This is a genomic window from Bacillus sp. Medicinal_06 (assembly GCF_056711665.1).
Map to the genome: position 1 here is coordinate 219,691 of NZ_JBWYHD010000001.1, position 22,866 is coordinate 242,556.

Genomic DNA, 22,866 nt, shown 5'->3' on the forward strand with positions numbered 1-22,866 from the left:
AACTCATCCTTTTTAAAATTCTTTTGCATATTTGTTATGCTGCGTAATATTTTGCTGGATTAATTCCATACGATCTTTTCCGAATTGTTCAACTAATGCATCTGCAAGTTCCCATGCAACAACCGCTTCTGCGACAACACTTGCAGCTGGTACTGCACAGCTATCAGATCTTTCAATACTCGCTTGGAATGCTTCTTTCGTATCAATATCTACACTTGCAAGTGGTTTATATAATGTAGGAATTGGCTTCATAACACCTCGCACTACAATCGGCATTCCTGTTGTCATACCTCCCTCTAACCCACCTGCGTTATTTGTTTTTCTTGTATAGCCTTTTTCTTCATCCCAGATGATTTCATCATGTACCGAACTTCCAGGCTGCCTTGCCGCTTCAAATCCAATTCCAATTTCAGCGCCTTTAAAAGCATTAATACTCATAATTGCGCCAGCAAGTTTTGCATCTAATTTTCGGTCATAATGTACATAACTCCCAACGCCGATTGGCATCCCTTCCGCAATGACTTCTACAATTCCACCAATGGAATCTCCACTGCTTTTCGCAGTATCAATTGCATCCATCATTTGTTGCTCTACTTCTTTATCTAGACAACGAACAGGTGAATTTTCTGTAATGGTTTGGATTTCTTCTATTGGGAATTGATCTACTCGATTTGCTTGAACTCCGCCAATTTCAAGAACATGTCCAGCAATCTGTACACCTAATCCTTTTAAAATTTGTTTTGCAACCGCACCAGCTGCTACTCTGACAGTTGTTTCCCTTGCAGAAGAACGTTCTAAAACATTTCGTATATCACGGTGACCATATTTAATTGCACCGTTTAAATCTGCATGTCCTGGACGTGGTTTTGTAATTGTACGTTTCATTTCTTTACTTTCTTGCTCCGAAATCGGTTCCGCTCCCATTACTTTCGTCCAATGTTTGAAATCATCATTTTTTACGATTAATGTAATGGGTGAACCAAGCGTCACCCCGTGGCGTACACCACTTACAATCTCTACTGTATCTGTTTCAATTTGCATGCGTCTCCCGCGACCATGCCCTTTTTGTCTTCTTAATAATTCCTTATTTATATGTTCTGCTTGTAACGATAACCCTGCAGGTACACCTTCTAAAATGACTGTTAACTGCGGACCATGTGATTCTCCGGCTGTAATATATCTCATTTTTCTTACCCCTTTATTATTTTTTGTACAAAAAAGCCCCTACTGAGCGCTCAGTAGGGACGATGATTATCGCGGTACCACCCTAATTGTAGACTATATTTGTCTACCTCTTATCATTTTTAACGATCTATGAGACCGTCTTTCCCTTCATAAAGATTATTATCTTTACTACGAAAAAGATGCTCTAGGGCTGTAATTCATGCTTACCTTTGTACTGATTCACACCAACCATCAGCTCTCTATAAACAGGGAGATAAGCACTACTGTTTCCCTTTCAATGCATATTCAATATGAAATTAAGATAATTTATTTTTGAATCCTTTTAACTCTTCCATGAATTTATGGAACTCTGGAATATCCATTTGCTGCGCTGAATCAGATAATGCAACCGCTGGGTCTGGATGAACTTCTGCCATAACTGCATCTGCCCCAATTGCTAGTGCTGCTTTTGCAGTAGGTAATAATAAATCTCTACGTCCTGTAGAATGCGTTACGTCTACAACAACAGGTAAATGTGTTTCTTTCTTTAAGATTGGTACAGCTGAAATATCTAACGTATTACGCGTTGCTCTTTCGTATGTGCGGATACCGCGCTCACATAATATAATTTGATCATTTCCTTGTGCGATGATGTATTCAGCTGCATTAATGAACTCATCAATTGTTGCTGCTAAACCTCGTTTTAATAACACAGGTTTATTTACTTTACCCACAGCTCTTAATAAATCAAAGTTTTGCATATTTCGTGCCCCGACTTGAATGACATCAACGTAATCAAGAGCCATTTCTACATCGTTTGGATTTAAGATTTCACTGATAATCGCTAGATCAAATTCATCAGCTACTTGTCGTAAAATTTGTAGTCCTTCTATCCCTAATCCTTGGAAATCGTATGGTGATGTTCTCGGTTTGAAAGCACCGCCGCGCATTAATTTTAATCCTTGTTTTTTCATCGCTTGCCCTACTAGGCGAACTTGCTCTAAGCTTTCTACAGCACAAGGTCCCATGATGAATGTTTGCGTTCCATTTCCTAGTAACTCACCTTTTACATCAACGATTGTATTCTCTTTTTTCTTTTTACGTGAAACAAGTAATGCTTTACGGTTGTCATCTTCTTGCAGTTCTAAGCTCGCTTTGAAAATTGTTTTGAAAATGTGTTGAACTGTTGAAGTTTCGAAAGGACCTTCATTGTGTTCTGCGATCATATCAAGCACTTCACGCTCACGTACTGGGTCAAAACGTTTCGTACCTTGCACTTGCTTTTGTTCTCCAATCTTTTGAACGATTTTACCTCTCTCATTTAAAAGTTCTAGTAACTGTAAATTGATTTTATCCACCTGTTTACGTAATTGTTCTAACTCATGATTTGCCATTTTAAAATCCTCCTTTTAATGTTTAAAACTATTGCAAGAGAATAAAAATTCCCTATTTTCTGAATTGAAAACTTACAAAACCTTAGTATGAGATCGATACCGCCTTTTCTGTGTACAAAAAATCCCTACTGATCTACTCAGTAGGGACGATATTTATCGCGGTACCACCCTAATTGTAGACTGATTTCGTCTACCTCTCTTCACTGTTAACGATCGTTCGACCGTCTTTCCCTTCATAAAGAAAACAAATCTTTACTACGAAAAAGATGCTCCAGGACTGTAATTCGCACTTGTTTTTGTACTGGTTCACACCAACCACCAGCTCTCTGTTACAGGGAAACAACTACTACTCCTTTTCCTTTCACCGCATGTCATATTCCATTGTCAAGCCATACCACAAAAAATACAAAAAGTCCCTACTGATCCAATCAGTAGGGACGATATTTATCGCGGTACCACCCTAGTTGTAGACTAATTTCGTCTACCTCTCTTCACTGTTAACGATCATTTGACCGCCTTTTCTTCATAAAGAATATATGTCTTTAATCCAAAAAAGATGCTCCAGGACTGTAATTCATGATTATCCCTGTACTGATTCACACCAACCATCAGCTCTCTGTTACAGTAAGATCCTCACTACTGTGATCCCTTCATTGCACTTTGTTTATCCAAATGTTTTTGAAATTGAATAAGTTATGATTCGTATTATAGAATGCTTTTTCAAAGACTGTCAATAACTTTTTATTTGTTTTTTTTAAAATCCACTCTTTACCCATTATCCACCTTGTAAATTTGTCATTATAATTCCAATTCGTATCATTTCGTTTTGAATAGATGTAAGTAAATCACTTTTCAATTGGTACTCTGTTAATAATTGTTTAATTTCAATGATTTCATTTTCAAAAGAATTTGCTTCGTGAAGGTTTTGTAATAGCGAAAAAAACAACTCACCATAGGCTTCTACATGGTCTTTCATGTTCTTTTTCTTTTCTAAAACAGACAAAAATAGTTGCTTTATTTCTGCTTGATTGTAACGTTCTGATGGTGGCGAAAAATGGGTAAGAATTGTTTGCAATCCCTTTTCTGCAACTTCATCCATACATAAAACAAAGCGTAAAAACATGACATATTCCCTACCTGTTATAGAACTCATTTTTGGACGTTCCATTAAAAATCCAGCTAACCAAAATTCCCAAAATTTTTGTTGTTCTCTTGCGCTTAATGTTTTCACATAATAACATAAATGTTCCATAAACTTAATTTTGTCGTTTTCCGTTTCCTGTATAAAAAGTAGATATAACCAATCTGCTCGCTGCTCCCAATACAATACACATTTAATAAAAACAAAGCTGAGCCACTTTAAGAACACTTCTTTTGTATGAGGATGTAACAAATATAAATGCTGGGCCGCATATGTAATGTATCTCTTTATCTCTGTAAATAACGGTAAATTTATTTGTGTATAGCAGAGTCCTGCCCATGCATATTTGATTGCTTTTTCTTGTTTTTTTAAATCAAGATAAGGGAGCAAATTTTTTCTACACCATTGTTTCTCAATATGATATAAAAATGTTATATCTGCCGTTAACCGTGCAAACATGTAATTTGTATTCCGTGAACAGATTCGCATTTGTTCTTCAAATAAAAACAAGTATTCGTAAATATTCCGATCGTATAAGTGGTCATACGCGAGTAACTTTAATAATACTGACGTCACCTTTCCAATAGGATGCTGAATAGATTCATTATAAAAGTCATGTTCTTCTAAATTGAAATTCAAATCACTTCTCATCACTTGAGGAAATACAGAGACGGAAAATCGTTTCACAACCCGTATACTATCCTCTTGAAATTCTTCTAATCGGTTGCTAATTTCATAAAGAAAACTGCTAATTAACCAATGAAAAGATGGATTTCTTACAAATTGTTGTAAGAGTGGAATGATTTTTTGTATCTGTTGATTTGTAAGCTTGCGATTATTTCTCCATGCCCTAATACAGACAAACCATACTTCATTACTTACCTTACTTTCCCTAGCTAATTGATAGGCAAGTGAAATGCTCCACTCTATATTCAATTTACATGCTTTTGATAACATTTCTAAAAAATGTCGTTGTTCAAAAATACCGTCATGAGAAAAGAGCCTAACTTGTTCCATCATTTCATGGTCTTTCAGCTGCAATAACCCATCGGCTGTTACATTACATGTAATACTTTGGACAGCATCCTCTACTTGCTTTTCACCGTAACGTTTTGGGGAAAAATGAGGGTGTTTTTGTTTCATTTTTTTATATGCCTCTGCTGTACAATTACTATCCGGATCACATATATAAAGTAAATCCATAACAAAACAAGCATCAAAAATCCTATCATTAACAAGCTGTTTCATCACCTTTTGTAACACTTCTTGCTTACTTTGTTCCGAAGCAAGTGAATAATGGTTCTTTAAAAACTTAAATACTTCATGTCTATATGTAACATGTAAAAGTAACTTTTGCTCTAATAACCATTTCATTTTTTCATCGTCAGTTACAAATATATTTTTACTCATCGCAGCTATGGCAATTCTTTTTTTTAATATACTATCAGTTTCAATCATTTGGGCGATATAGTAGTTAGCTTTTCTCTTATTATTTTCACATAAATATGTGAGACACTCTTTTACAATACGAATTAAAAATGTAAAACCTTTTGGCTGTAAATCATGCTCTGAAAATTCGACTGTATGATATGTCACACCGTCCTTTTTCTCCAATGCAGCCTGTCTTAAAAATAACATTTGCATTTTTTCTAATCCCATAACCATAATGGGATCGGCAAAATACGCAATGTGCGGTTTCATTCTTTCATCCCAAATCTGTTGTACGAATGAAAACACCGAAACTGGCAACCGACTTGTTTCTTCTAATTCAATCGAATCTTGCATATCGTGTTCCCATTTTCTCACACGTTTTAATTTAATTTTCCCATCCAAAATAAACGCCAACAATAAGACGCAAATCTCTTTATGTTCAGGAAAAGAACATTTATGTAACAAATATGAAACCAATTCTATAGAGCCGCTATTTTTTTCTGCTGTTTCTAGTAAAAGTAATGTCCATTTTGCGAATAGTAGCGGTTCAATCTGCTCTTTTGTCTCGTTTAAATACGTGCAAATCGTTCGCCATAACAAAGGAGAAATTTTCGAGTGATTTCTATAAATAAGCTGAAATAATTCCTTTTGATGGCTAAAAAGAAATTGTTTGACGAGCCAAGCAGACAGCAATTCATCCTCTTCGTTATGGATAGCAGACAGCAAAAATAAATTTTGAAGTTTTCCTTCTGCCTCTAACCATTCCACCCACTCATAATCGCGAGCAAATTCTATAAAATACCGGAGTGTTTCAATTTTTTTTACGGATTGCTTTATATATGATAATTGCTCTTGTTCAACTGACGGTGGGACTGTCACGATATCGCGAATCCGCATTCTTTTTGTAATATAATTATCTCCCATTAATTCAGCCCAGCGCTTCACCGCTTGAACAAGCGCTTGATGATTGTTTGCTTTATTTGGATAGACAATAGGCCTTACTCCTAAATGCTCCCAATGATATGTATTATCTCCTTGTGCAACAAATGCATAACGTCTTGTACTCGGCGGCAAGCCTGTTGCTAAATATTTCATAACAGGATCATTATGACTATATCCGATGAATAATACTGTATAATTTGAAAATAAATCGACTAAAAATCTTCTTGCCCATCCTTCCGTCAAGTAAGCCCTTCCAAAGTCACCATCTGTTAATATTAAATTTTCTTTTTCCTGTTCTACATTACCATGTATATATGCTAATCCTTTAAACGCTCTACCTGTTGGAAGTGCAGGTGCATAATATATATTGATATCTCGATTCATTTCTCGAATTACACTTGTAAAATGTTGATCAAAATTTGTTGTTACAATGCGGACATCGATATCATCTGAAAAAAGCCGTGGAATTGCATAATGTAATGGATTCGGTTTTGAATTTTTCACATCAACAAGATCTTGTGCCACTTGATGTACATCTTTTGTCTTCGCAACTTTTCCGAGATAATAATCATGTGGTTCTGTTATTTCACGCTTGTCGACATATAAAGCGTTCGCAATTTCATCCACTAAATCATCAAAGTTTGGTAAGTTTGATTTCCCTTTCATAGAAACCCCTGCTCCGACAAATAATACAAGCCTACCTTGCTCAAGATTATCAAATAATTCATCTGGAATTTCTACTTCTGAAGTAATCCACATCTGGATCCCCCCTTACCTAAAAATGTCATACGCTCTCATTTTACTATAACATTTTTCATTTGTTTTTTTAATATTTAGACAAGTTGTTCCACATGAAAAAATTTTATTTACGATCATGTAGAAATGTATGAACTTCTCGTTTTATACCAAAACTATGGAAAAACAGGAGGTGTGCACCTTGAGCAATTTTACTATTGTGCTTATTAAATTCGTATCGTGTATCATTGCTTTTGCTATCGGGCTTGATTTGTTTTTCGATGCAACAATCGTTGACGTTATTTCCTTTAGCTTATTCGTAACCATTGTTTCTTACATGTTTGTTGATAAAATCCTTTTGGACCGTGTTGGCAATTCCGCTGCTATTATGGCTGACTTTTTGTTAACCTATTTAAGCGTGTGGATTTTCGGTAACATTTTATTGGACAATTACATGCAAATCGCATGGGGGAGTATTTTGTCTGCTCTTGTCTTTACATTATCTGAAGTATTTGTGCATCGTTTTTCTCATACGCATGAAAGACATAAAGGTGAACGAATTAATATGAATGGCCGATTCGCATATGGAACTGAATTTGCTGAAGAACAAAATATTTTAGATAAAGATAAGAAAAAATAAACAAAGAAGGATGTCACAAACTATATCATGACATCCTTCTTTTACATTAACTTTTCTTTTGGTTATATTGCTCCATAATAGATTATGGAAGCATTCCGCTATCTGTTGTCACTATTTCCTTTCAATTCGATTTTATACTTCAATCTTTATATTTTTGAAATCCACAACATCAGCAAATGCACCCAGTACTGTATTATGATGCTTAACAATTTCTTCCGCACTTAATTGCTCCGAGTCAAATGTACTATGTGCATCGCGAACCAAAGTTATTTTATATCCTTCACTAAATGCTCTACGAGTCGTCGTATCCACACAGTATTCAGTTTGCATCCCTGACATGATGACATGTTCAATTTCATTATCTTGTAATACTTTACGTAGATTCGTTTTATGGAATGAATCTGGTGTTTCTTTTTCGATCATGATGTCACCATCTTTCGGTGCAATGGCAGAATGAATATTCCATTCCGGTTTTCCTTTTGCTAAAGGGTGACCTTTGGGGCCATTATGCTGGACATAAATAACAGGAATTTCATGTAAACGACATTTTCGAATTAACTCTTGCAACGTTTTTAATAACTCCCGCCCTTTGTATACTGGTCCTCCTGCTGTATACATACCTTCTTGAACATCTATTACTAACAATGCTTTTTTCATCATACATCGCTCCCTTCCCCTTATTTTCTATACTCCATCATCCAACAGTCTTCTAATTTCCCTTCATGAAGCTCATGTTCTTTTAATTTTTTCACCTTTTGAAATCCACATTTTTCATAACAACGAATAGCACGTTCGTTACTTACTCTTGGATCCATCGCAATTGCTTCTGCCTCTAATTCATTGATAATATATGTAATCGCAGCTTTCACAAGCTCTGTACCGATTCCCTTATTCCAATATGCTGTGTCGCCAATGAATTGATCCATCCCCCATATATTTTGTTTTTTTATATAACCATATAGATTTTTCCATTCTGAATCTACGGGATAAATTTGTATATATCCAATTGGTTTCCCTGCGTATTCTACCACACATTTTTTCTCATCACTCTTTATGTTATGAACAAAATGAGTTCGTACTTGCTCTGGCGTTTGTGGATTATCTCGTCCTTCGTAATATTGTAAAACTTCTGAAGTTGTTAACCATTTTGAGATGGTTTTCACATCATCTTCTACAACATATCTAATCGACAATTTACCTTTTTGCAATAACATACTTTTCCCCCTTATTCATAACATTATAATATTCTAGACTTATTGGGTTTACTCCTTTTATTAGACAGTGAATATGATACACCGCCTTGCCATCATACCTTCGTATCAGTTTTTATTCAAAAAAATACTACTCTTGCTGGATGTTACAGAAACTTTAATTTAGTAATCTATAGATATCAAACCAACATAGGAGGAATAAATATGTCTAAAGCTTTCGATTCAAAAGAACAACAACAAGGAGAAATATATGCAATCCAGCATACAATTACTGAAGTTGAAAATGCATTTAATGCACATAATGCGGATGAATTAGATCGCCACTTCACCTTGAATGCCACATGGGTTAACGCATTTGGCAAGAAGCTATCTGGTTGGAAACAAATCAATGAGACGCACAAAGTTCTTTTAGCGGGACCTCTTCGTGATTCATATGCTTGTTATACAGTTGAAAGTATTACATTTATACGTTCCGACGTAGCTATCACACATATTAGACAATATCCAACAACCTCTGAAGGAAAAATAATAGAAGATGAGCAAGGCAGTCTTGCTGTTTATGTAATGGTCAAAGAAAAGGAAACGTGGAAAATTGCTGCCGGGCAGAATACACTAGTTCAATAGCTTTTCCCATATCCCCTATTTAGACTGGAGGTTACGACTTATGCCTCAAGTAACTTTGAAGAAAATAACTTCTGACAATTGGCGAGAGGCTCTCACGCTTTCTGTAAACATTGAGCAGCAAAAGTTCGTTTCTGAAATTACACCACCTGTTGCTATTGCACTTGCTAAAGCATATATTAGGCCGGATGATAAAATGATTGAACCTTTTGGAATTTATCATAATGAAAAAATGGTTGGTTTCTTTAATTTGCACTACGAACCGGATTGTCAAAAGGACTTTTGGCTGTTTCATTTTTTTATCGACAAAGGATATCAAGGAAAAGGGTTTGGAGCCACGGCAATCAAAGCGATAATTGACCATATAAAAACCGTTCATCTATCTTGCCACCGCATTCGCTTAACTGTGCATCCTGAAAATGCTTCGGGCCAAAAATTCTATAAAAAACTTGGTTTTTCTGATGATAACATTTACACATACGGTGAAATGACATATTCCTTAATTTTAAGGAAGTATATATAGATGATAATAGGATTATATGAAGCGCATTTACCAGTTAGCGATTTAAAGCGTTCGATTGAATTTTACAAAGGACTTGGTTTGGAATTTTCCCATCGTCATGAAGATAAAGTGGCATTCTTATGGATTGAAAAAAATAAAAGTTGGTTGGGATTATGGGAAACAGACAAAGTAGAACTTGAATATCACCCTTCAATAAGACACATAGCTTTTCAAGTTTCTTTAGAAGGATTAAAAAATTCAGTTGCTTGGTTGAATGAAAAAGGATTTGAACCTAGAGAAACATTTGGATTTAAACCAATTGAACCATTTGTTATGGCACATAGTAGCATAGCTCATGCAAAAATCCATTTTAATGACCCTGATGGGAACAGTTTAGAATTTATATGTAAACTTGAAAACCCTAAAAATATTACAAAGCGTATGTATTTAAGTGAATGGACACAATCAAATTAGCATCCTATTCAACTAAAGAGGTATTAGTTTAACCCAGAATAGGGAAACCTATATAAAGTGAAACTTTAATCAGTGGGGGGTCCTCATCCCCCACTGATTATTAGCCCTCACCAATCGGACCTTTACAGGCAGTTTATCTCCTACCTAACTTCTTTACTTTCACCGAATTTTGAGGTGGGAGTATTACTGCCCTAAAGTAGCGGGATAAATTGGGTTTCCTTTGAATTTTTATTAAAAATCATTAACATATTTTAACAGATCCTTCATAAAAGAAGAGCACCTTTACATTTTTAAAGTTACTCTTCTTTTACTTGTTTCTATTCAAATATAAAATACCAGTAAATTGCAATTTCATCACTTTGCTCATTTATCCCTTTATATACAAGAAAATCAAAGCCACCTATAACAAATCCACAACTCTCATAAAACTTGCATGCTCTAACGTTATTGTACTGTGTCTCCAGCATGATTCCTGGCATTTCACAAGCTTGCGCCCAATGCTTTGCCCGTTCAATTAATCTTTTGCCAACTCCAAGCTGTCTAAACTGCTTATCTACTTTTATATCTTCCACGTAAGCAAAACCATTCCAATTCCTCTTTAATATAATCATTCCAATTATTTGGTGATCCATAAACGCCAAATAAATGATTTTATCTGGATTATTAACATATTCGCTATAATCTAAATCACCCTCTTGATCCTCCGTATATCTATCCTCTGAATAATTTTTCTCATAGCTTGGTATTTCTTGCACTGTGTATTCTATTCGTTGATCCATCGCCCTTAATGAAAGAACTAGCTTAGAATCCACCGTAAAACTAGCATCAATTTCAGGAAATTCATTCAAATCTTCTAATTCTAGTTTCCTAATAAAAATATCCATCCTTATCTCCTCTAACTAAAACATAATATATTCCTCGTACTAAATATTTATAGCAATTCCAGCAATGAATAAACTAGCAATTATGAGGAAAGGCGTACCAATCATTGCCCCTCTTAGATGCATCTTATAATCTTTATATCCTTTCATCCCTTCTGTACTGGGAATAATAACAAATCTCGGGGTAATCCAGCAAAATATAAGCCAATCTATAATGAGTAAATCCACCAAATTAAAAATCATTAATATTCCAAAAGAATGCAAAAAAGCATCTATAAACAATAATTTCTCATGTTGATTTAGTAAAAAAGTTGAAATCAACGGTGTTCCGAAAAGAATTACATTATATACAATTCCAAAATATAAAGTTTGTCTTTTTTCATCAATTGTTTTTGGCAGAACAGCTTTTTGAATATCCTTAGGATAGTCATTTAGCCATAGACGCGGATTATAATATAATGACCCTAAAATCATAATTGATAGTATAATAGACATAATTGCTCCCACTAGTAACATTTGTTCATATTGACCCATAAATTCTCTCCCTCCTTACTTGTAATTACCAGAAACCTTTTATTACTATGTAAAAGACTCATTTTATTACAAATTCTATGTATTCCCGTGTCAAAAAATTAGCATAAACCTTTGCTAAATAACTTTTCCATTTCTATATCTAAAATCGCTTTCTTCCAGCATTCATTCTTATTTCTTGAAATATCGTTTCAAATTTAATAAAGTGAAGCTCTAATCAGTGTTTTCATCTCCACTGATTATTAGTCCATAAATATTTGGCTGAGTCTATATAAATTCACATAAGAATAGGACTGGTGAAACAAATGAAAATTGAACATATAGCGATTTGGGTAAATGATTTAGAGGTAATGCGCACTTTCTATACACAATACTTTAATGGAGAGGCAAATTCTTTATATCACAATAAAGCTAAACACTTTGAATCTTACTTTATTACTTTTGAATCTGGAGCACGTCTTGAAATTATGCGAAAGAAAGGAATAGAAGATAAACCTAATCCCAATATAACTGGTTATGCTCACTTGGCTTTTTCTGTTGGTAGTGAAGAAAATGTGAATCAACTAACCAAAACATTAAAAGAAGCTGGATATCCTGTATTAAATGGACCACGCTTCACTGGAGATGGCTATTATGAAAGCGTAATTAGTGATCCAGAAGGAAATCATATTGAGATAACTATCTAGCAAAATACATTTATTTATTATTTGATATTTAAATTATGAAATGCAATAACACCAAAAAACCGTTCGAAAATTTTGAACGGTTTTACTGTCTAATACTGTCGCGTTTTAAAATTTTGGTGATTACAGAAATGCTGATTCTATCGTTTCTCTTAATTACAATACTGGTCTACCAACCTCTTTAGATGTTCTATATTTTCTGAAGATAAATTTTCTGATAATCTTGCCCCAGCAATAATAGGAGCCCAATCCAAAACATTATCCCTTGATAAACCGGTATTTTTGCAATATATACGTAAATACATTTCAGCTAATTCTACTGAAGACTGGGCATACAATAAATATGTTCGGTATACATCTGCACAAATATCTCCCGAGCTAGCATCAACCCAGTCAATAATTTTCACGTCATCATTATTCATGATCAAATTAAATGGATGAAAATCTCCATGACATAGCCTAGGTTCAAATACCATTGAATCTAATTTCCTCAACAATTTATTCTTTTGTTTCTCATCTAGATACCGTACAGATTCAATTTGGCGATGTAGCTTTTCTGACATCAGTTCAAGTAAATCCGAATCAGAAACAACAGCATGCACCTTTTGTTGTGTATTAACACAAATACCTATGTAATGCTCAGCTCGTTCCATATTCTGAATTAAGAGATCACCTACTGTTTTCCCTTTTACATATTCCATTATTATTGCTTGTCTACTATTTATTTCTTTGACTTCTAATACCCTTGGGACGTGAAGCCCGCATGAATAAGCGTATTTTTGTTTCTTTGCTTCATATAAAGATTCTGTATTTGGAAAATGCTTTTTAAATACTTTTATAATTTTATTATCATAAAGATATATCTTCGCTGTATTCCCAATAGCTATTGGATTACCTAGGTTCATGTATTCCCTCTCCTTAAGATAAATTACAATAATACCTTACACTTCATCTAATAAATTCGATGTAATTATAGTGAAGACCTTTCATTACTAAACTATCTCTTTCTTTACTAAAAGACTCTGTTCACAATATTGGCGCAAAGGATGCATTATTAAATCTCGTATTTAGGATTATACCCTGTTCGTCCATTCGGGTAGGTCTATAAAAGGAGGAGTTTACATTAGCTTAACGAATTTATATTGATATAATTATAAAAAGGGTGGTTTAATTGAACATTTTATGGGATTTTGATGGCACATTATTTGATACTTATCCTGCGTATACAAACATACTCTCTCAGGCTTTAGGAAATGTGGTGGATAAACAGGAAATCTATGAAAAGTTGAAAATTCCGTATTCTCATGCAATTGATTACTATAACATTTCCAGCAATCAAGAAAAAGAAATAAAAACTCTACAGAAGAAACTGTCTCCAAAAGAAATGAAACCGTTTGATAATGTAGAAAAAGTCTTGAAATTTGCAAATAAAAATGTAATTATGACCCATAAGCATAGGGACGGGGTTTTAGCTATCTTAAATTACTATGGATGGGATAAATACTTTGCTGATATGGTTACGATTGACGATGGTTTCCCTCGAAAACCCAATCCATTAGCATATGTTCATTTACACACAAAACACAGAATCGATTTAGTTATTGGAGACAGAGAATTAGATTTATTACCCGCTAAAGAATTAGGAATTTCAACATGCATATTTCAAAGTCAAAGTGATTTAGCTGATTATCATTTACAGGACTACTCAGAGTTTTTTAATATTGATATTGCGTTAACGAAACAAGTGGCCGATTAACAATATATACAGTAAAAGGACTAAAGTTTGGTTCTTTTACTGTATTATTATCAACATAATTCATTAACAGAGCCTAATAAAATAAGACCCTGTAAAGCAGGATCTTAACATTCTTTAAAACGACATAATATCATTTCCAATCGACAATTACTTTTTCTCCATAATTGCAAAATAATTCCCCTCATGATCAGCAAAATTAAAAGCTCTACCAGACGGCATATTTACAATTTCCCCGACTGTAATTTCCTTCCCTACAAAGTCTTTATATAACTTATCGATGTCTTGGGTGAAAAACAACATGGATGGTGTATTCAAGTTTAATTTAGGCTGCATTTTTGCAATTAACTCTTTATTATGTAGCACAATGCTCGTTTCAGCTTTCTCTGTTGGCGCAATTTCAATCCACCTAAACCCTTGACCGTTATTTTCATCGGAAACTAAGTGGAATCCTACTTTTTCTGTCCAAAATTGTATAGCCTCATCTTGATTGTTTACATATAACATAATTTGACCGACTTTATGAATCATCATCTTTTCTTCCCTTCTTCTACTTCAATTGTATTCAGTATATACGAACTAGCATTCTCTTCAAAGTGTTTTTATGATTAAAAATTTTTTAGATTTCTAACATTTTTTAATGTTTCTAGAGGCTTTATGTATTTCTTATCTCTTATTTTTTAGGGGTAGCGTCACATCGCTATCAAGCTAACAAAGTACAACTACCCCCTACTTCACCAATCAAAACAATTCGTCTCTCAGCACTAGATCGAGCCAGGCTTTCGCCTCATTGTAAAGAATCGGATTGTTTTCCGGCGTGTAGTAAGCGAGGATTGCGACTGCTTGTGATACGACCCATCCACGGGCCCTTGCCCACGTAGCGTCATCCATCGGAAAAGCCTCACGGAACGCATCACGCGCCGCTGGCGAATGCAACTTCCATGCAACCATCACATCGCACGCAGGATCGCCGATGCCCATTTCACCCCAATCAATCACACCGCTAATGCGCTTATTTCGTACGAGCCAGTTACGTACATCTAGATCGCCGTGATGCCAAACAGGAGGGCCGTTCCACGGAGGTGCAGCAAGAGCCGACTCCCACACAGCAGAAACTGCAGGGTCGCCATCAAATCGCGCTAGCCAGTATCGAAAGTCCTTGTCCCGTTGGGCCAAAGGAATGCCACGTCCTAACGGCCCTCCCGATGAATCGACTTGTTGCAGTGCTGCGATGAACACTGCAAGATCACGCGCTGCCTGAATCTCGTCAATCTCCTCTATAGGCACCGTATCGCCCTCAACCCACGTATGTACCTCCCAAAACCATGGATATTCGTTATTGGGACGCCCCTGAGCGATAGGCATAGGGATATCAAGCGAAACTAATGGTGCAAGTTTTGGCAGCCATGTGAACTCGCGACTTTCTGGTGTCGTCGGACCTGCCCTTCGTGCGAGCCGAACGGAATATTCGTCGCCAAGTCGGAAAATGGCGTTTACCGTGCCAATTGGCTCGACCCGCCGTAGGGACAGTTTTGCCCAGTTTGGGAACTGATCCACAAGCAAACTACGCACAAGGCGCTCGTCAATTTCCAATTCGTCAACGTGCATCTTCTCACACATCGCACGCTCCCCCCTCCGTAGCTCTGACGTACAATTCGCAACCGTCGTGTCCTTCATAAACGTTCTGATATTTCCATCCCGTAAAATTCATCACATTGTAACCCCCTCGGATCATTACATGTCACCCAACTTGTTTTTTTGGTTGAGTATTATGGAGCATTGCTCCCCATTAGATTAAAGGTTCTGTTGCAAAAACCTCAAGATAATTGCAAGTAATCTCTAAATCTTGGACATACTAATACTAGTATTCTAAAAAGGACGTGATCAGTATGAAAAATCAAAATCTATTCAAGTGGAAACATTATCAACCGGATATTATTTTATTAACCGTGAGATGGTACCTACGGTACAACTTAAGTTTCCATGATTTGGTGGAAATGATGGAGGAACGAGGCCTATCCATATTTCACACAATCATTATACGTTGGGTACATCAATATGGTCCTGAGTTGGATAAGCGAATTCGACGTTATCTCAAACAAACAAATGACTCATGGAAAGTGAACGAAACGTCCATCAAAGTAAAAGGACAATGGATGTATCTGTATCGTGCTGTTGATTCGAAAGGAAACACAATCGATTTTTGCCTAAGTAAAACAAGAGATCAGAAGGCTGCAAAGCACTTTTTTTGAAGAAGAAACACAATTCAACTTATGTATAATACATTCATTTCTAGTTCACATAACGTCTCATTATCGGGATTCAATGTATTTAGAAGACTATTAAAAGTCCTCCAGATTGTTTAACTGGAGGACTTTTGTGTTCACATAATTCTTGAAGCCGGAAGTTAATTAAATAAACTTTTAGGTGCTTACCGTTTGTTATATTCCAAAGTACTGTTAACATGTTTAAATCAACTAGATTTAGTCTAATACATTTTTTTAATGAAAAAATAAGAATATTTGCATCACCTTTGTTACTTTTTCCATTCAACTACCAAGTTTTTGCCACTTACTTTAGTCCAATATATATGATCCCTAATGTCTACATTATATGATCCAGGTAACATGTTATAAAACTGTACCCGTCCATAACCTGATTTAATTGTGTCGAATGTTTTATATCCTGTACAATTTCCTGAATTAAAAGTACATAAGCGAACTGATAATTGAGTAGGACGAACTGGAAATGGATTCCAGTTATCTGTAATTCTCGTTAAATTCCAAACATCAATTTGTACATTTGTACCACCACTTGAATAAGCAGTATTGTCATATTTTCCATCCTCAGTAGTAAAAGTCTGGGTTCCAGCAGCATCTGCTTTAGATTGAGGAAAAATTGCAAAAAACATTGAAAAACATAAAACAAATACTAACAACCATTTTTTTATAATTCCTTGAGATAATGTCATTAAACCAACTCCTTATTATTAGATAAATTCATACTAAACGGTTATAATGTTTTTATATTATTATGAATTATCTGCAAATATGACACTGAAATTACCAAATATTTGTTTAAATGATTAAAAATATAATATGTCGATATGGATGATTTACGAATTTATAGGATAGATAAAGGAGAGGTTTGTATATGAAGTATATAAAAGGTAAAGAAACTAAAAAGAAAGTTATCGATTCCGCTTTTCAATTGCTTGCAGATAAGGGATATGATGCAATGAGTATTGATGAGATTATGAAAGGCGCTGGAAAAACAAAAGGTTCATTCTATGTTCATTTTAAGAATAAAGAAGAATTGCTATATGAAGTTATAAAAAATCGATTAGATCGAGATTTTGATCACATCGTAGAAGAGATTTTAAACGAATTATTGGATGAAACATGTAATGTTAAATTGGTATTAAAACGATTGATGAATTTAGTACATGCAGGTACAGGAGGAGTAGATCGGGAGTTATGGACTGTTGCTCATCATCAGATGGTCGTTCTTTCAAGGAAAAATCAAATGGTTCGTGAATGGATGCTAAATCAGTATCAGGCTTGGGTAGACTTCATGTCAAAGATTATCCGTAGAGGACAAGAGTTAGGACAAATTCGTACTGATATAGATGTTTGTGTTATGGTCAATATGCTTATCAGTTTATTGGAAGGTTATGAACTTCGTTCAATGGTTGATCCAGAAATCGATGTTTATGAACAATTAAAACTCATCGAATTGTTTTGTATGGATGATAATTTATGAATACTCTATACATATAATGTTAACATAACGCACAATTATCGGTAGCAAGGTTTTACTAGAATCCTTGTATTTATGAGGTTTTTTCTTCTTTTTTATATAAAATCGATATGCAAGATTTTATACAATATTGATTTGACAAGATTTATTGTGCTTAAGTTTGGCTGTTTTGGTACAGAAACTTGTATAAAATGTTGCATATTTTTTAAGGGAAATTTACGCTAAACAATATTATATATTTCAAATGAAGACACTTCTTTGAGAAAAGGAGTGTCTTTTAAGAATAAATGGATTTTTATGTTAAAATCTTACTATCAATAATTTCGCGGAAGAGGTCTTTTAAAAATGAATATATTAAGAAGAATGATATTTAGTAAGATGGGGATAATCATTTTAGTAGTAATAATATTGATTACAGGATTTTCATATTGGACGAATAAAGATAGAATTTCTAATAACTTTGCTGAACAACTATTTAAATATCCCCTTCCTCCACAAACCAAAGTCATCGAAAAGGAACAAGCTAATGGAAAATCCCTTGTATGGGGAAATGGTGGATATTGGGGTGTTATTGCATCTGTTCACCTATCTACTAAACTAAGTAAAGCAGAAATATTGTCGTATTATAAAAAAATTGGTTTATTTAAATACCCTAAAAGTGATAAAAAAGGTGTTGAACCTGAAATCTACTTTCAAGATGACTTAAAAAAGGTGGAAAAACCAGAAGGTTTTTATTACACGACAAACGATGGTGGAAATAACCCGTTACACAGTTACTTCAACAAAGATGGAAGTATGAAAATAGAACAAAGTACTAATGAACATACAGGACAAATGGAATATGTGATACAGATAACAAGTGACTTTGATTACTTTCTAAATATTGATTGACACTAACATTAAATTAAAAGAGCTAGGGAATCTAGCTCTTTTTTGTTGTGATTTATACTGTGAATTGGTTTGTTAATTCAATGCGAATTATAGTTCGTTTTTGTTGGTTCTGGTGTAAAAACTTTAATATACGCGTAAGTAATCTCTAAAACTTGGATATACTGATTCTATTACTCTAGAAAAGGTGTGATTGATATGGAAAAGGAACATGTATTCAAGTGGAAACATTATCAGCCTGATGTTATCTTATTAACGGTGAGATGGTATCTGCGGTACAACCTCAGTTTTCGTGATTTAGTCGAAATGATGGAGGAACGGGGCTTATCCATTGCTCATACAACGATTATGCGTTGGGTTCATCAATATGGTCCTGAGCTAGATAAGAGAGTTCGTCGTCATCTTAAGAAAACGAATGATTCTTGGCGAGTAGACGAGACGTATATTAAGGTCAAAAACATCCACACTAATTAATTATCTATAATTATATTATGTTAACAATTGAATTGATTATTATTGAATCACTACTTAACATGTAGAGCTTAATTTATCCCCCCTTTCTATTTATCATAAAAAATGAAAGTAACTCGTTACCTCCATTTTTTTACACACTCTCTATTCAACTACCGACAGTAAAATCTTCTCAAGCTCTTTTTTAGGTAGCGTACTTTCATTTATATAAACCTGGTATGAATTTCTCCCTTCCCTGGCTGGAACCACTAATTTCATTCCTCTTACATTCAACCCTTCATACTCTCCAAATATAATATCATATCCTTTTAATTTGTATGTTTTTATTTCTTTATAAAAGCGTGGTCCCTTTTCAGTTTCCTGATCAAACGGTTTATCCACATGATCTCTTTGTTCATCAAATACTCCAAATTGATACAGTCTAAACCCTAAATCTGCATCTGATTTTGTTGGTCCTTTTTTCACATTACTATCTTCGTATCTCATTGTAATAAGTGGTCTCGGTTTTCCTGTCGTCACATCTATCTGCCTTTGCTTCTTCCCATATTAAATGATGCCCTTTAGGAATATAACTAGGATGTTTTATTGGAAAACCAGCTATTTTTTCTGCTTGTTCAAATGTATATATGAAATGAGCAACTAATTTTTCTTCATACTTTTGTAATTCTACTATGACCTCGCTATCTCTCTTTTTCTCTTCTGGACTTAAGCGATCTGTTGATGTATATTGTTTTTCTCCATTCTTCATAACACTAACTTTTTTATAAAAATGATATGCTTCTTTTAATAAAGCAATATATTTTTCAAACTCTTCTTCTGTAAATAACTTCTTAGCAATTTCTACTCTCTCTATCGTTCCTTTATATCCATCCTCAGTCATTCCCATATCTCTTCTTGCTTCCTGGGGTGTACCAATGATCTTATCAATTAACGTTGTACCTGCAAAAGTCCCTGTCGGTATAAGAACAGCAACGGCTATGAACCCGATTAACAGCCTTTTCTTCATTGATTTTCTATCCTTCTTATTTCCTTGATAGTATGCATCAAAAGAGCTTTTTACCCTTGTTTGCAGATTACTAGATGGTTCCATTGCTTCGGCTTTCCTTTGCAATTCATCCCGTAAATGCTTTTCAAAATCCATTTGCTTCCTCCTCCTGTATAGCTGATACATTCTCCATTTCAATTCGTAAACGCTTCAATGCTGTATGTAATCGTGACTTTACTGTACCAACAGGTATATGAAGCAGCGCTGCAATTTCATCTAAGCTATATTCATGGAAATAACGCATAATGACGACTTCACGATGCTTATATGAAAGCTTTTGTACAAAGTCTGCTAACTCACTACGTGTTTCTTTATGTAAAATATCCTCGTCTACTATGTAAAACTGATCTTGCGCATACATTTTCTTCTTTTCGAAAATACGAAAGCGTCGCCATGACCTACGCCGCCAATCTTGTACTTGTTTCACAATTAATCCATGTAACCAAAAACGGAAAGAACGATTCACATCATAATTAGCTATTGACTTCCACATTTGAATATATACTTCATTCACAATATCCTCTACATCCTGCTTATCTACTACTAAAAAAACTACTGTTCTATAAATATCTTTACATGTAAATTCATAAATAATCCGAAAGGCTTGTTGATCTCCAGAGACCATTCTCTGCAGCCATTCCTTTAGTTCTATTTCATCCAATTCTCGTTCTCCTCTCATATTCTCTAAAAAGCTTTCACATTATATTCGCCCGTTTCTCGCAAAAGGTTCATTTTACATAAAAATTTATTTATTTCAATAATAAAAAGACAACTAATTTTAGCTGTCTCTTCATTGTTATACAAAAAAACCTAGCATAATGACTTATCTTCCAATCTCCAACTAAACCACCGCGCATGACCATCTGTTTCTCCAACTGTTTCATTATATTCTTTTCCATTTATAAAATAATCAAGATGAAGATATCTATCCCACATGTTGTTATAAAGGTGGAAAACATCACGTTTTGCGCCCATTTCTTTCACTGTATCTATTAATTTATGTTTAACACTCTCTGGTATTTGATTCGCCACATGTGTGTGGAAAATACAAATTACTGCATCCTCTGAAATTTGTTCCGCAATCTCGGAGAGAAGAGCTACTCCATCCCCTTCTACCAGTTTCACAGATTGTTCTTTTAAACAAGCTGCTGCTTGATCAAACATTTCAAGCCTTTCTGTATGCTCTGGCCAAATAAGTGAGCGTAACCATAAATAGTCCTCCTCATTATTTAGATCATTTATATGTAAATCAAGTCCGATTTTTTCTGTGACAGGAGGACTTTGTTTTAGGAAAAATGGCTGATTCTCTCCTTTTATTTCCGATTTCAAGTGAACGTTAGAGTCTTTATTTCCAAACACCTCTTCTGTTCCATATGAATAACTATATTGATCCCAAAGCAGCTGTAAACCAGCACTTGTCCCGATTTCAATTAACGCTAAAGGTTTATTAACTTTATGAAACATATAACAAAAACTCGGATATAAATACGCACATCGTCTTACTTCATTTGTTTGTACTAGCTTCGTTTTTAAAATAGTGATAATCTCTTCTCTATGAAGCTTACAAAAACTTTTAAAGTGTTGAAAAGCATGCTCCAAATTTTTTTCTGGAGCCCCAACAAGACTACCATAGTATTGTTTTAATGCATGACTATTCCCTTTCAATAATAAATAATGAACAGCACCAAGTAATAAATTTGGGGTTGGCTGACCAAGTTGTGCATGTGAGGCTAATGCAAGGAGTTCCTCATCATCTGAAATTTTTAATGATAAATGTTCGTATAAATCGCTCGATCCTTTACATTCTTTTGTAGAAAAATTTTTAAATAAATTGGAGATTTGTTCTGGCGTTAGCATTCATACTCCTCCTTTAAACTCAAGTTAAAATATTCAAAATAATCATAACACAATCACTTGAAATGGTATATTTTCACAAACATCCTGTTAATCTACTTAAAATCACAAATGAATATTATGCATATATCTCCACACCATTCGGATCTGTTTGTTTCCTTTGATAGAAAGAATTCAAATATACATGTTTCAATATCGTTTTATTATCACGAATCGTTTCAATACTTTTTATTTCTTTTTGAAATAGAAAAGAAAGGTCCTGTTCTAATCCAGTTTGTTTTGTTGACATGACAATTTTCTGCAACTCTTCTATGCTCTCGCTGTCATCTATTACATCAAGATGTGTTTGAAGCTCAATGCGAAATCCATATGGTGTTAAAATAAAAGTTCTCTTTTCTCCCACATCTACTTTCCAGTGTAGCTTTTCTGCTTGCTTACAAATTGTTTCGCACTCCTCTTTTGACACAAGAAAACCAATATGATCAAATGAAACCTTTTTTCCATAGCCAAATGTGATATTTATCTTGCCTTTTCTAGCCTCAATAATCCGAAAAAGTATCTGTTTATCACGAAAATCATCCCAAGTTACTGGCGGATCAAATTGTTGAAATTCTCCATTGTACTTTCCAATTCTTGTAGAAATACGGAAACCACAATTTTTATAAAAATTCTCCATCTCTTCTAAATGAGGCGTCCAAAAATGATAATGAAACAACATTTACATTTCTCCTCTGCATTATATATAT

The 22,866-nt window shown here is 34.5% G+C and carries 22 protein-coding genes, 3 pseudogenes and 3 other annotated features; of the genes and pseudogenes, 10 read left to right on the plus strand and 15 right to left on the minus strand.

The window, feature by feature from the left end; all coding sequences use genetic code 11:
* Positions 1-12: 12 nt before the first annotated feature.
* The 3 genes from aroC to AC1M36_RS01190 all read right to left on the minus strand — a co-directional run bounded on the left by aroC (position 13) and on the right by AC1M36_RS01190 (position 6,831).
* Positions 13-1,185, minus strand: coding sequence for a chorismate synthase (aroC, locus tag AC1M36_RS01180; protein ID WP_336451316.1), 1,173 nt, complete (start codon positions 1,183-1,185; stop codon positions 13-15).
* A gap of 52 nt (positions 1,186-1,237) precedes the next feature.
* Positions 1,238-1,472 (minus strand) — a binding site (T-box leader).
* Positions 1,473-1,481: 9 nt separating this feature from the next.
* Positions 1,482-2,558 carry a bifunctional 3-deoxy-7-phosphoheptulonate synthase/chorismate mutase gene (locus AC1M36_RS01185; RefSeq protein ID WP_336451317.1) on the minus strand — a complete coding sequence of 359 codons (1,077 nt, stop codon included), beginning with the start codon at positions 2,556-2,558 and terminating at the stop codon, positions 1,482-1,484.
* 139 nt (positions 2,559-2,697) lie between these two features.
* Positions 2,698-2,932 (minus strand) — a binding site (T-box leader).
* Between the two features lie 56 nt (positions 2,933-2,988).
* Positions 2,989-3,221 (minus strand) — a binding site (T-box leader).
* Positions 3,222-3,333: 112 nt separating this feature from the next.
* Positions 3,334-6,831, minus strand: coding sequence for a DUF4020 domain-containing protein (locus AC1M36_RS01190; RefSeq protein ID WP_479845512.1), 3,498 nt, complete (start codon positions 6,829-6,831; stop codon positions 3,334-3,336).
* 178 nt (positions 6,832-7,009) lie between these two features.
* Here AC1M36_RS01190 and AC1M36_RS01195 point away from each other — a divergent pair, with 178 nt between their 5' ends.
* Positions 7,010-7,447: a YndM family protein gene (locus AC1M36_RS01195; RefSeq protein ID WP_241816258.1), complete on the plus strand. Its 438-nt coding sequence runs from the start codon at positions 7,010-7,012 to the stop codon at positions 7,445-7,447.
* Positions 7,448-7,579: 132 nt separating this feature from the next.
* Here AC1M36_RS01195 and AC1M36_RS01200 read toward each other — a convergent pair whose 3' ends face one another.
* Entirely contained in the window at positions 7,580-8,104 is a 525-nt protein-coding gene (locus AC1M36_RS01200; protein ID WP_336451319.1) for a cysteine hydrolase family protein, read from the minus strand.
* 20 nt (positions 8,105-8,124) lie between these two features.
* Positions 8,125-8,661, minus strand: a complete 537-nt coding sequence (locus AC1M36_RS01205) for a GNAT family N-acetyltransferase (protein WP_336451320.1) — start codon at positions 8,659-8,661, stop codon at positions 8,125-8,127.
* Positions 8,662-8,862: 201 nt separating this feature from the next.
* Between AC1M36_RS01205 and AC1M36_RS01210 the strand changes: the two genes are divergently transcribed.
* From AC1M36_RS01210 to AC1M36_RS01220, 3 genes are read left to right on the plus strand one after another with little or no spacing between them, the layout of a single operon-like run.
* Positions 8,863-9,282 carry an SgcJ/EcaC family oxidoreductase gene (locus tag AC1M36_RS01210; protein ID WP_336451321.1) on the plus strand — a complete coding sequence of 140 codons (420 nt, stop codon included), beginning with the start codon at positions 8,863-8,865 and terminating at the stop codon, positions 9,280-9,282.
* Between the two features lie 40 nt (positions 9,283-9,322).
* Positions 9,323-9,802, plus strand: coding sequence for a GNAT family N-acetyltransferase (locus AC1M36_RS01215; protein WP_336451322.1), 480 nt, complete (start codon positions 9,323-9,325; stop codon positions 9,800-9,802).
* Positions 9,803-10,255 carry a VOC family protein gene (locus AC1M36_RS01220; protein ID WP_336451323.1) on the plus strand — a complete coding sequence of 151 codons (453 nt, stop codon included), beginning with the start codon at positions 9,803-9,805 and terminating at the stop codon, positions 10,253-10,255.
* Between the two features lie 317 nt (positions 10,256-10,572).
* Here the strand turns inward: AC1M36_RS01220 and AC1M36_RS01225 are convergent, their stop codons facing one another.
* Both AC1M36_RS01225 and AC1M36_RS01230 read right to left on the minus strand, forming a co-directional pair.
* Positions 10,573-11,139: a GNAT family N-acetyltransferase gene (locus AC1M36_RS01225; protein ID WP_479845513.1), complete on the minus strand. Its 567-nt coding sequence runs from the start codon at positions 11,137-11,139 to the stop codon at positions 10,573-10,575.
* A gap of 39 nt (positions 11,140-11,178) precedes the next feature.
* Positions 11,179-11,670, minus strand: coding sequence for a nitroreductase (locus AC1M36_RS01230; RefSeq protein WP_336451325.1), 492 nt, complete (start codon positions 11,668-11,670; stop codon positions 11,179-11,181).
* Between the two features lie 302 nt (positions 11,671-11,972).
* On the opposite strand from AC1M36_RS01230, the gene AC1M36_RS01235 reads away from it, so the two are divergent.
* A complete protein-coding gene (locus AC1M36_RS01235; RefSeq protein WP_336451326.1) occupies positions 11,973-12,353 on the plus strand; it encodes a VOC family protein in 381 nt (126 codons plus the stop codon).
* 149 nt (positions 12,354-12,502) lie between these two features.
* Here the strand turns inward: AC1M36_RS01235 and AC1M36_RS01240 are convergent, their stop codons facing one another.
* Positions 12,503-13,255 carry an aminoglycoside phosphotransferase family protein gene (locus AC1M36_RS01240; RefSeq protein WP_336451327.1) on the minus strand — a complete coding sequence of 251 codons (753 nt, stop codon included), beginning with the start codon at positions 13,253-13,255 and terminating at the stop codon, positions 12,503-12,505.
* Between the two features lie 266 nt (positions 13,256-13,521).
* Between AC1M36_RS01240 and AC1M36_RS01245 the strand changes: the two genes are divergently transcribed.
* Positions 13,522-14,106, plus strand: coding sequence for an HAD-IA family hydrolase (locus AC1M36_RS01245; protein WP_479845514.1), 585 nt, complete (start codon positions 13,522-13,524; stop codon positions 14,104-14,106).
* Positions 14,107-14,253: 147 nt separating this feature from the next.
* On the opposite strand, the gene AC1M36_RS01250 is transcribed toward AC1M36_RS01245, so the two are convergent.
* Both AC1M36_RS01250 and AC1M36_RS01255 read right to left on the minus strand, forming a co-directional pair.
* The gene (locus tag AC1M36_RS01250; RefSeq protein ID WP_479845599.1) at positions 14,254-14,634 is read right to left on the minus strand and encodes a VOC family protein; all 381 of its coding nucleotides are present in this window, start codon (positions 14,632-14,634) and stop codon (positions 14,254-14,256) included.
* A 210-nt stretch (positions 14,635-14,844) separates the two neighbouring features.
* Positions 14,845-15,723, minus strand: coding sequence for an aminoglycoside phosphotransferase family protein (locus AC1M36_RS01255; RefSeq protein WP_336451329.1), 879 nt, complete (start codon positions 15,721-15,723; stop codon positions 14,845-14,847).
* A 269-nt stretch (positions 15,724-15,992) separates the two neighbouring features.
* Between AC1M36_RS01255 and AC1M36_RS01260 the strand changes: the two are divergent.
* Positions 15,993-16,352, plus strand: a pseudogene (locus AC1M36_RS01260) (IS6 family transposase); the annotation flags it as partial.
* Positions 16,353-16,639: 287 nt separating this feature from the next.
* Here the strand turns inward: AC1M36_RS01260 and AC1M36_RS01265 are convergent.
* Complete coding sequence (locus AC1M36_RS01265; RefSeq protein WP_336451330.1) at positions 16,640-17,074, minus strand: hypothetical protein; 435 nt, start codon at positions 17,072-17,074, stop codon at positions 16,640-16,642.
* A 182-nt stretch (positions 17,075-17,256) separates the two neighbouring features.
* On the opposite strand from AC1M36_RS01265, the gene AC1M36_RS01270 reads away from it, so the two are divergent.
* The 3 genes and pseudogenes from AC1M36_RS01270 to AC1M36_RS01280 all read left to right on the plus strand — a co-directional run.
* Positions 17,257-17,865 carry a TetR/AcrR family transcriptional regulator gene (locus AC1M36_RS01270; protein WP_336451331.1) on the plus strand — a complete coding sequence of 203 codons (609 nt, stop codon included), beginning with the start codon at positions 17,257-17,259 and terminating at the stop codon, positions 17,863-17,865.
* Positions 17,866-18,207: 342 nt separating this feature from the next.
* A complete protein-coding gene (locus AC1M36_RS01275; protein ID WP_336451332.1) occupies positions 18,208-18,753 on the plus strand; it encodes a hypothetical protein in 546 nt (181 codons plus the stop codon).
* 195 nt (positions 18,754-18,948) lie between these two features.
* A pseudogene (locus AC1M36_RS01280) lies at positions 18,949-19,206 on the plus strand (IS6 family transposase); the annotation flags it as partial.
* 159 nt (positions 19,207-19,365) lie between these two features.
* On the opposite strand, the pseudogene AC1M36_RS01285 reads toward AC1M36_RS01280, so the two are convergent.
* The 4 genes and pseudogenes from AC1M36_RS01285 to AC1M36_RS01300 all read right to left on the minus strand — a co-directional run bounded on the left by AC1M36_RS01285 (position 19,366) and on the right by AC1M36_RS01300 (position 22,838).
* Positions 19,366-20,362 (minus strand): annotated as a pseudogene (locus AC1M36_RS01285) (hypothetical protein).
* A complete protein-coding gene (locus AC1M36_RS01290; RefSeq protein WP_336451333.1) occupies positions 20,352-20,927 on the minus strand; it encodes a sigma-70 family RNA polymerase sigma factor in 576 nt (191 codons plus the stop codon). The pseudogene AC1M36_RS01285 and the gene AC1M36_RS01290 overlap by 11 nt, the downstream one beginning before the upstream one ends.
* Positions 20,928-21,076: 149 nt before the next feature.
* Complete coding sequence (locus AC1M36_RS01295; protein WP_336451334.1) at positions 21,077-22,123, minus strand: DUF2332 domain-containing protein; 1,047 nt, start codon at positions 22,121-22,123, stop codon at positions 21,077-21,079.
* A 115-nt stretch (positions 22,124-22,238) separates the two neighbouring features.
* Entirely contained in the window at positions 22,239-22,838 is a 600-nt protein-coding gene (locus tag AC1M36_RS01300; protein WP_336451335.1) for a VOC family protein, read from the minus strand.
* Positions 22,839-22,866 lie beyond the last annotated feature (28 nt).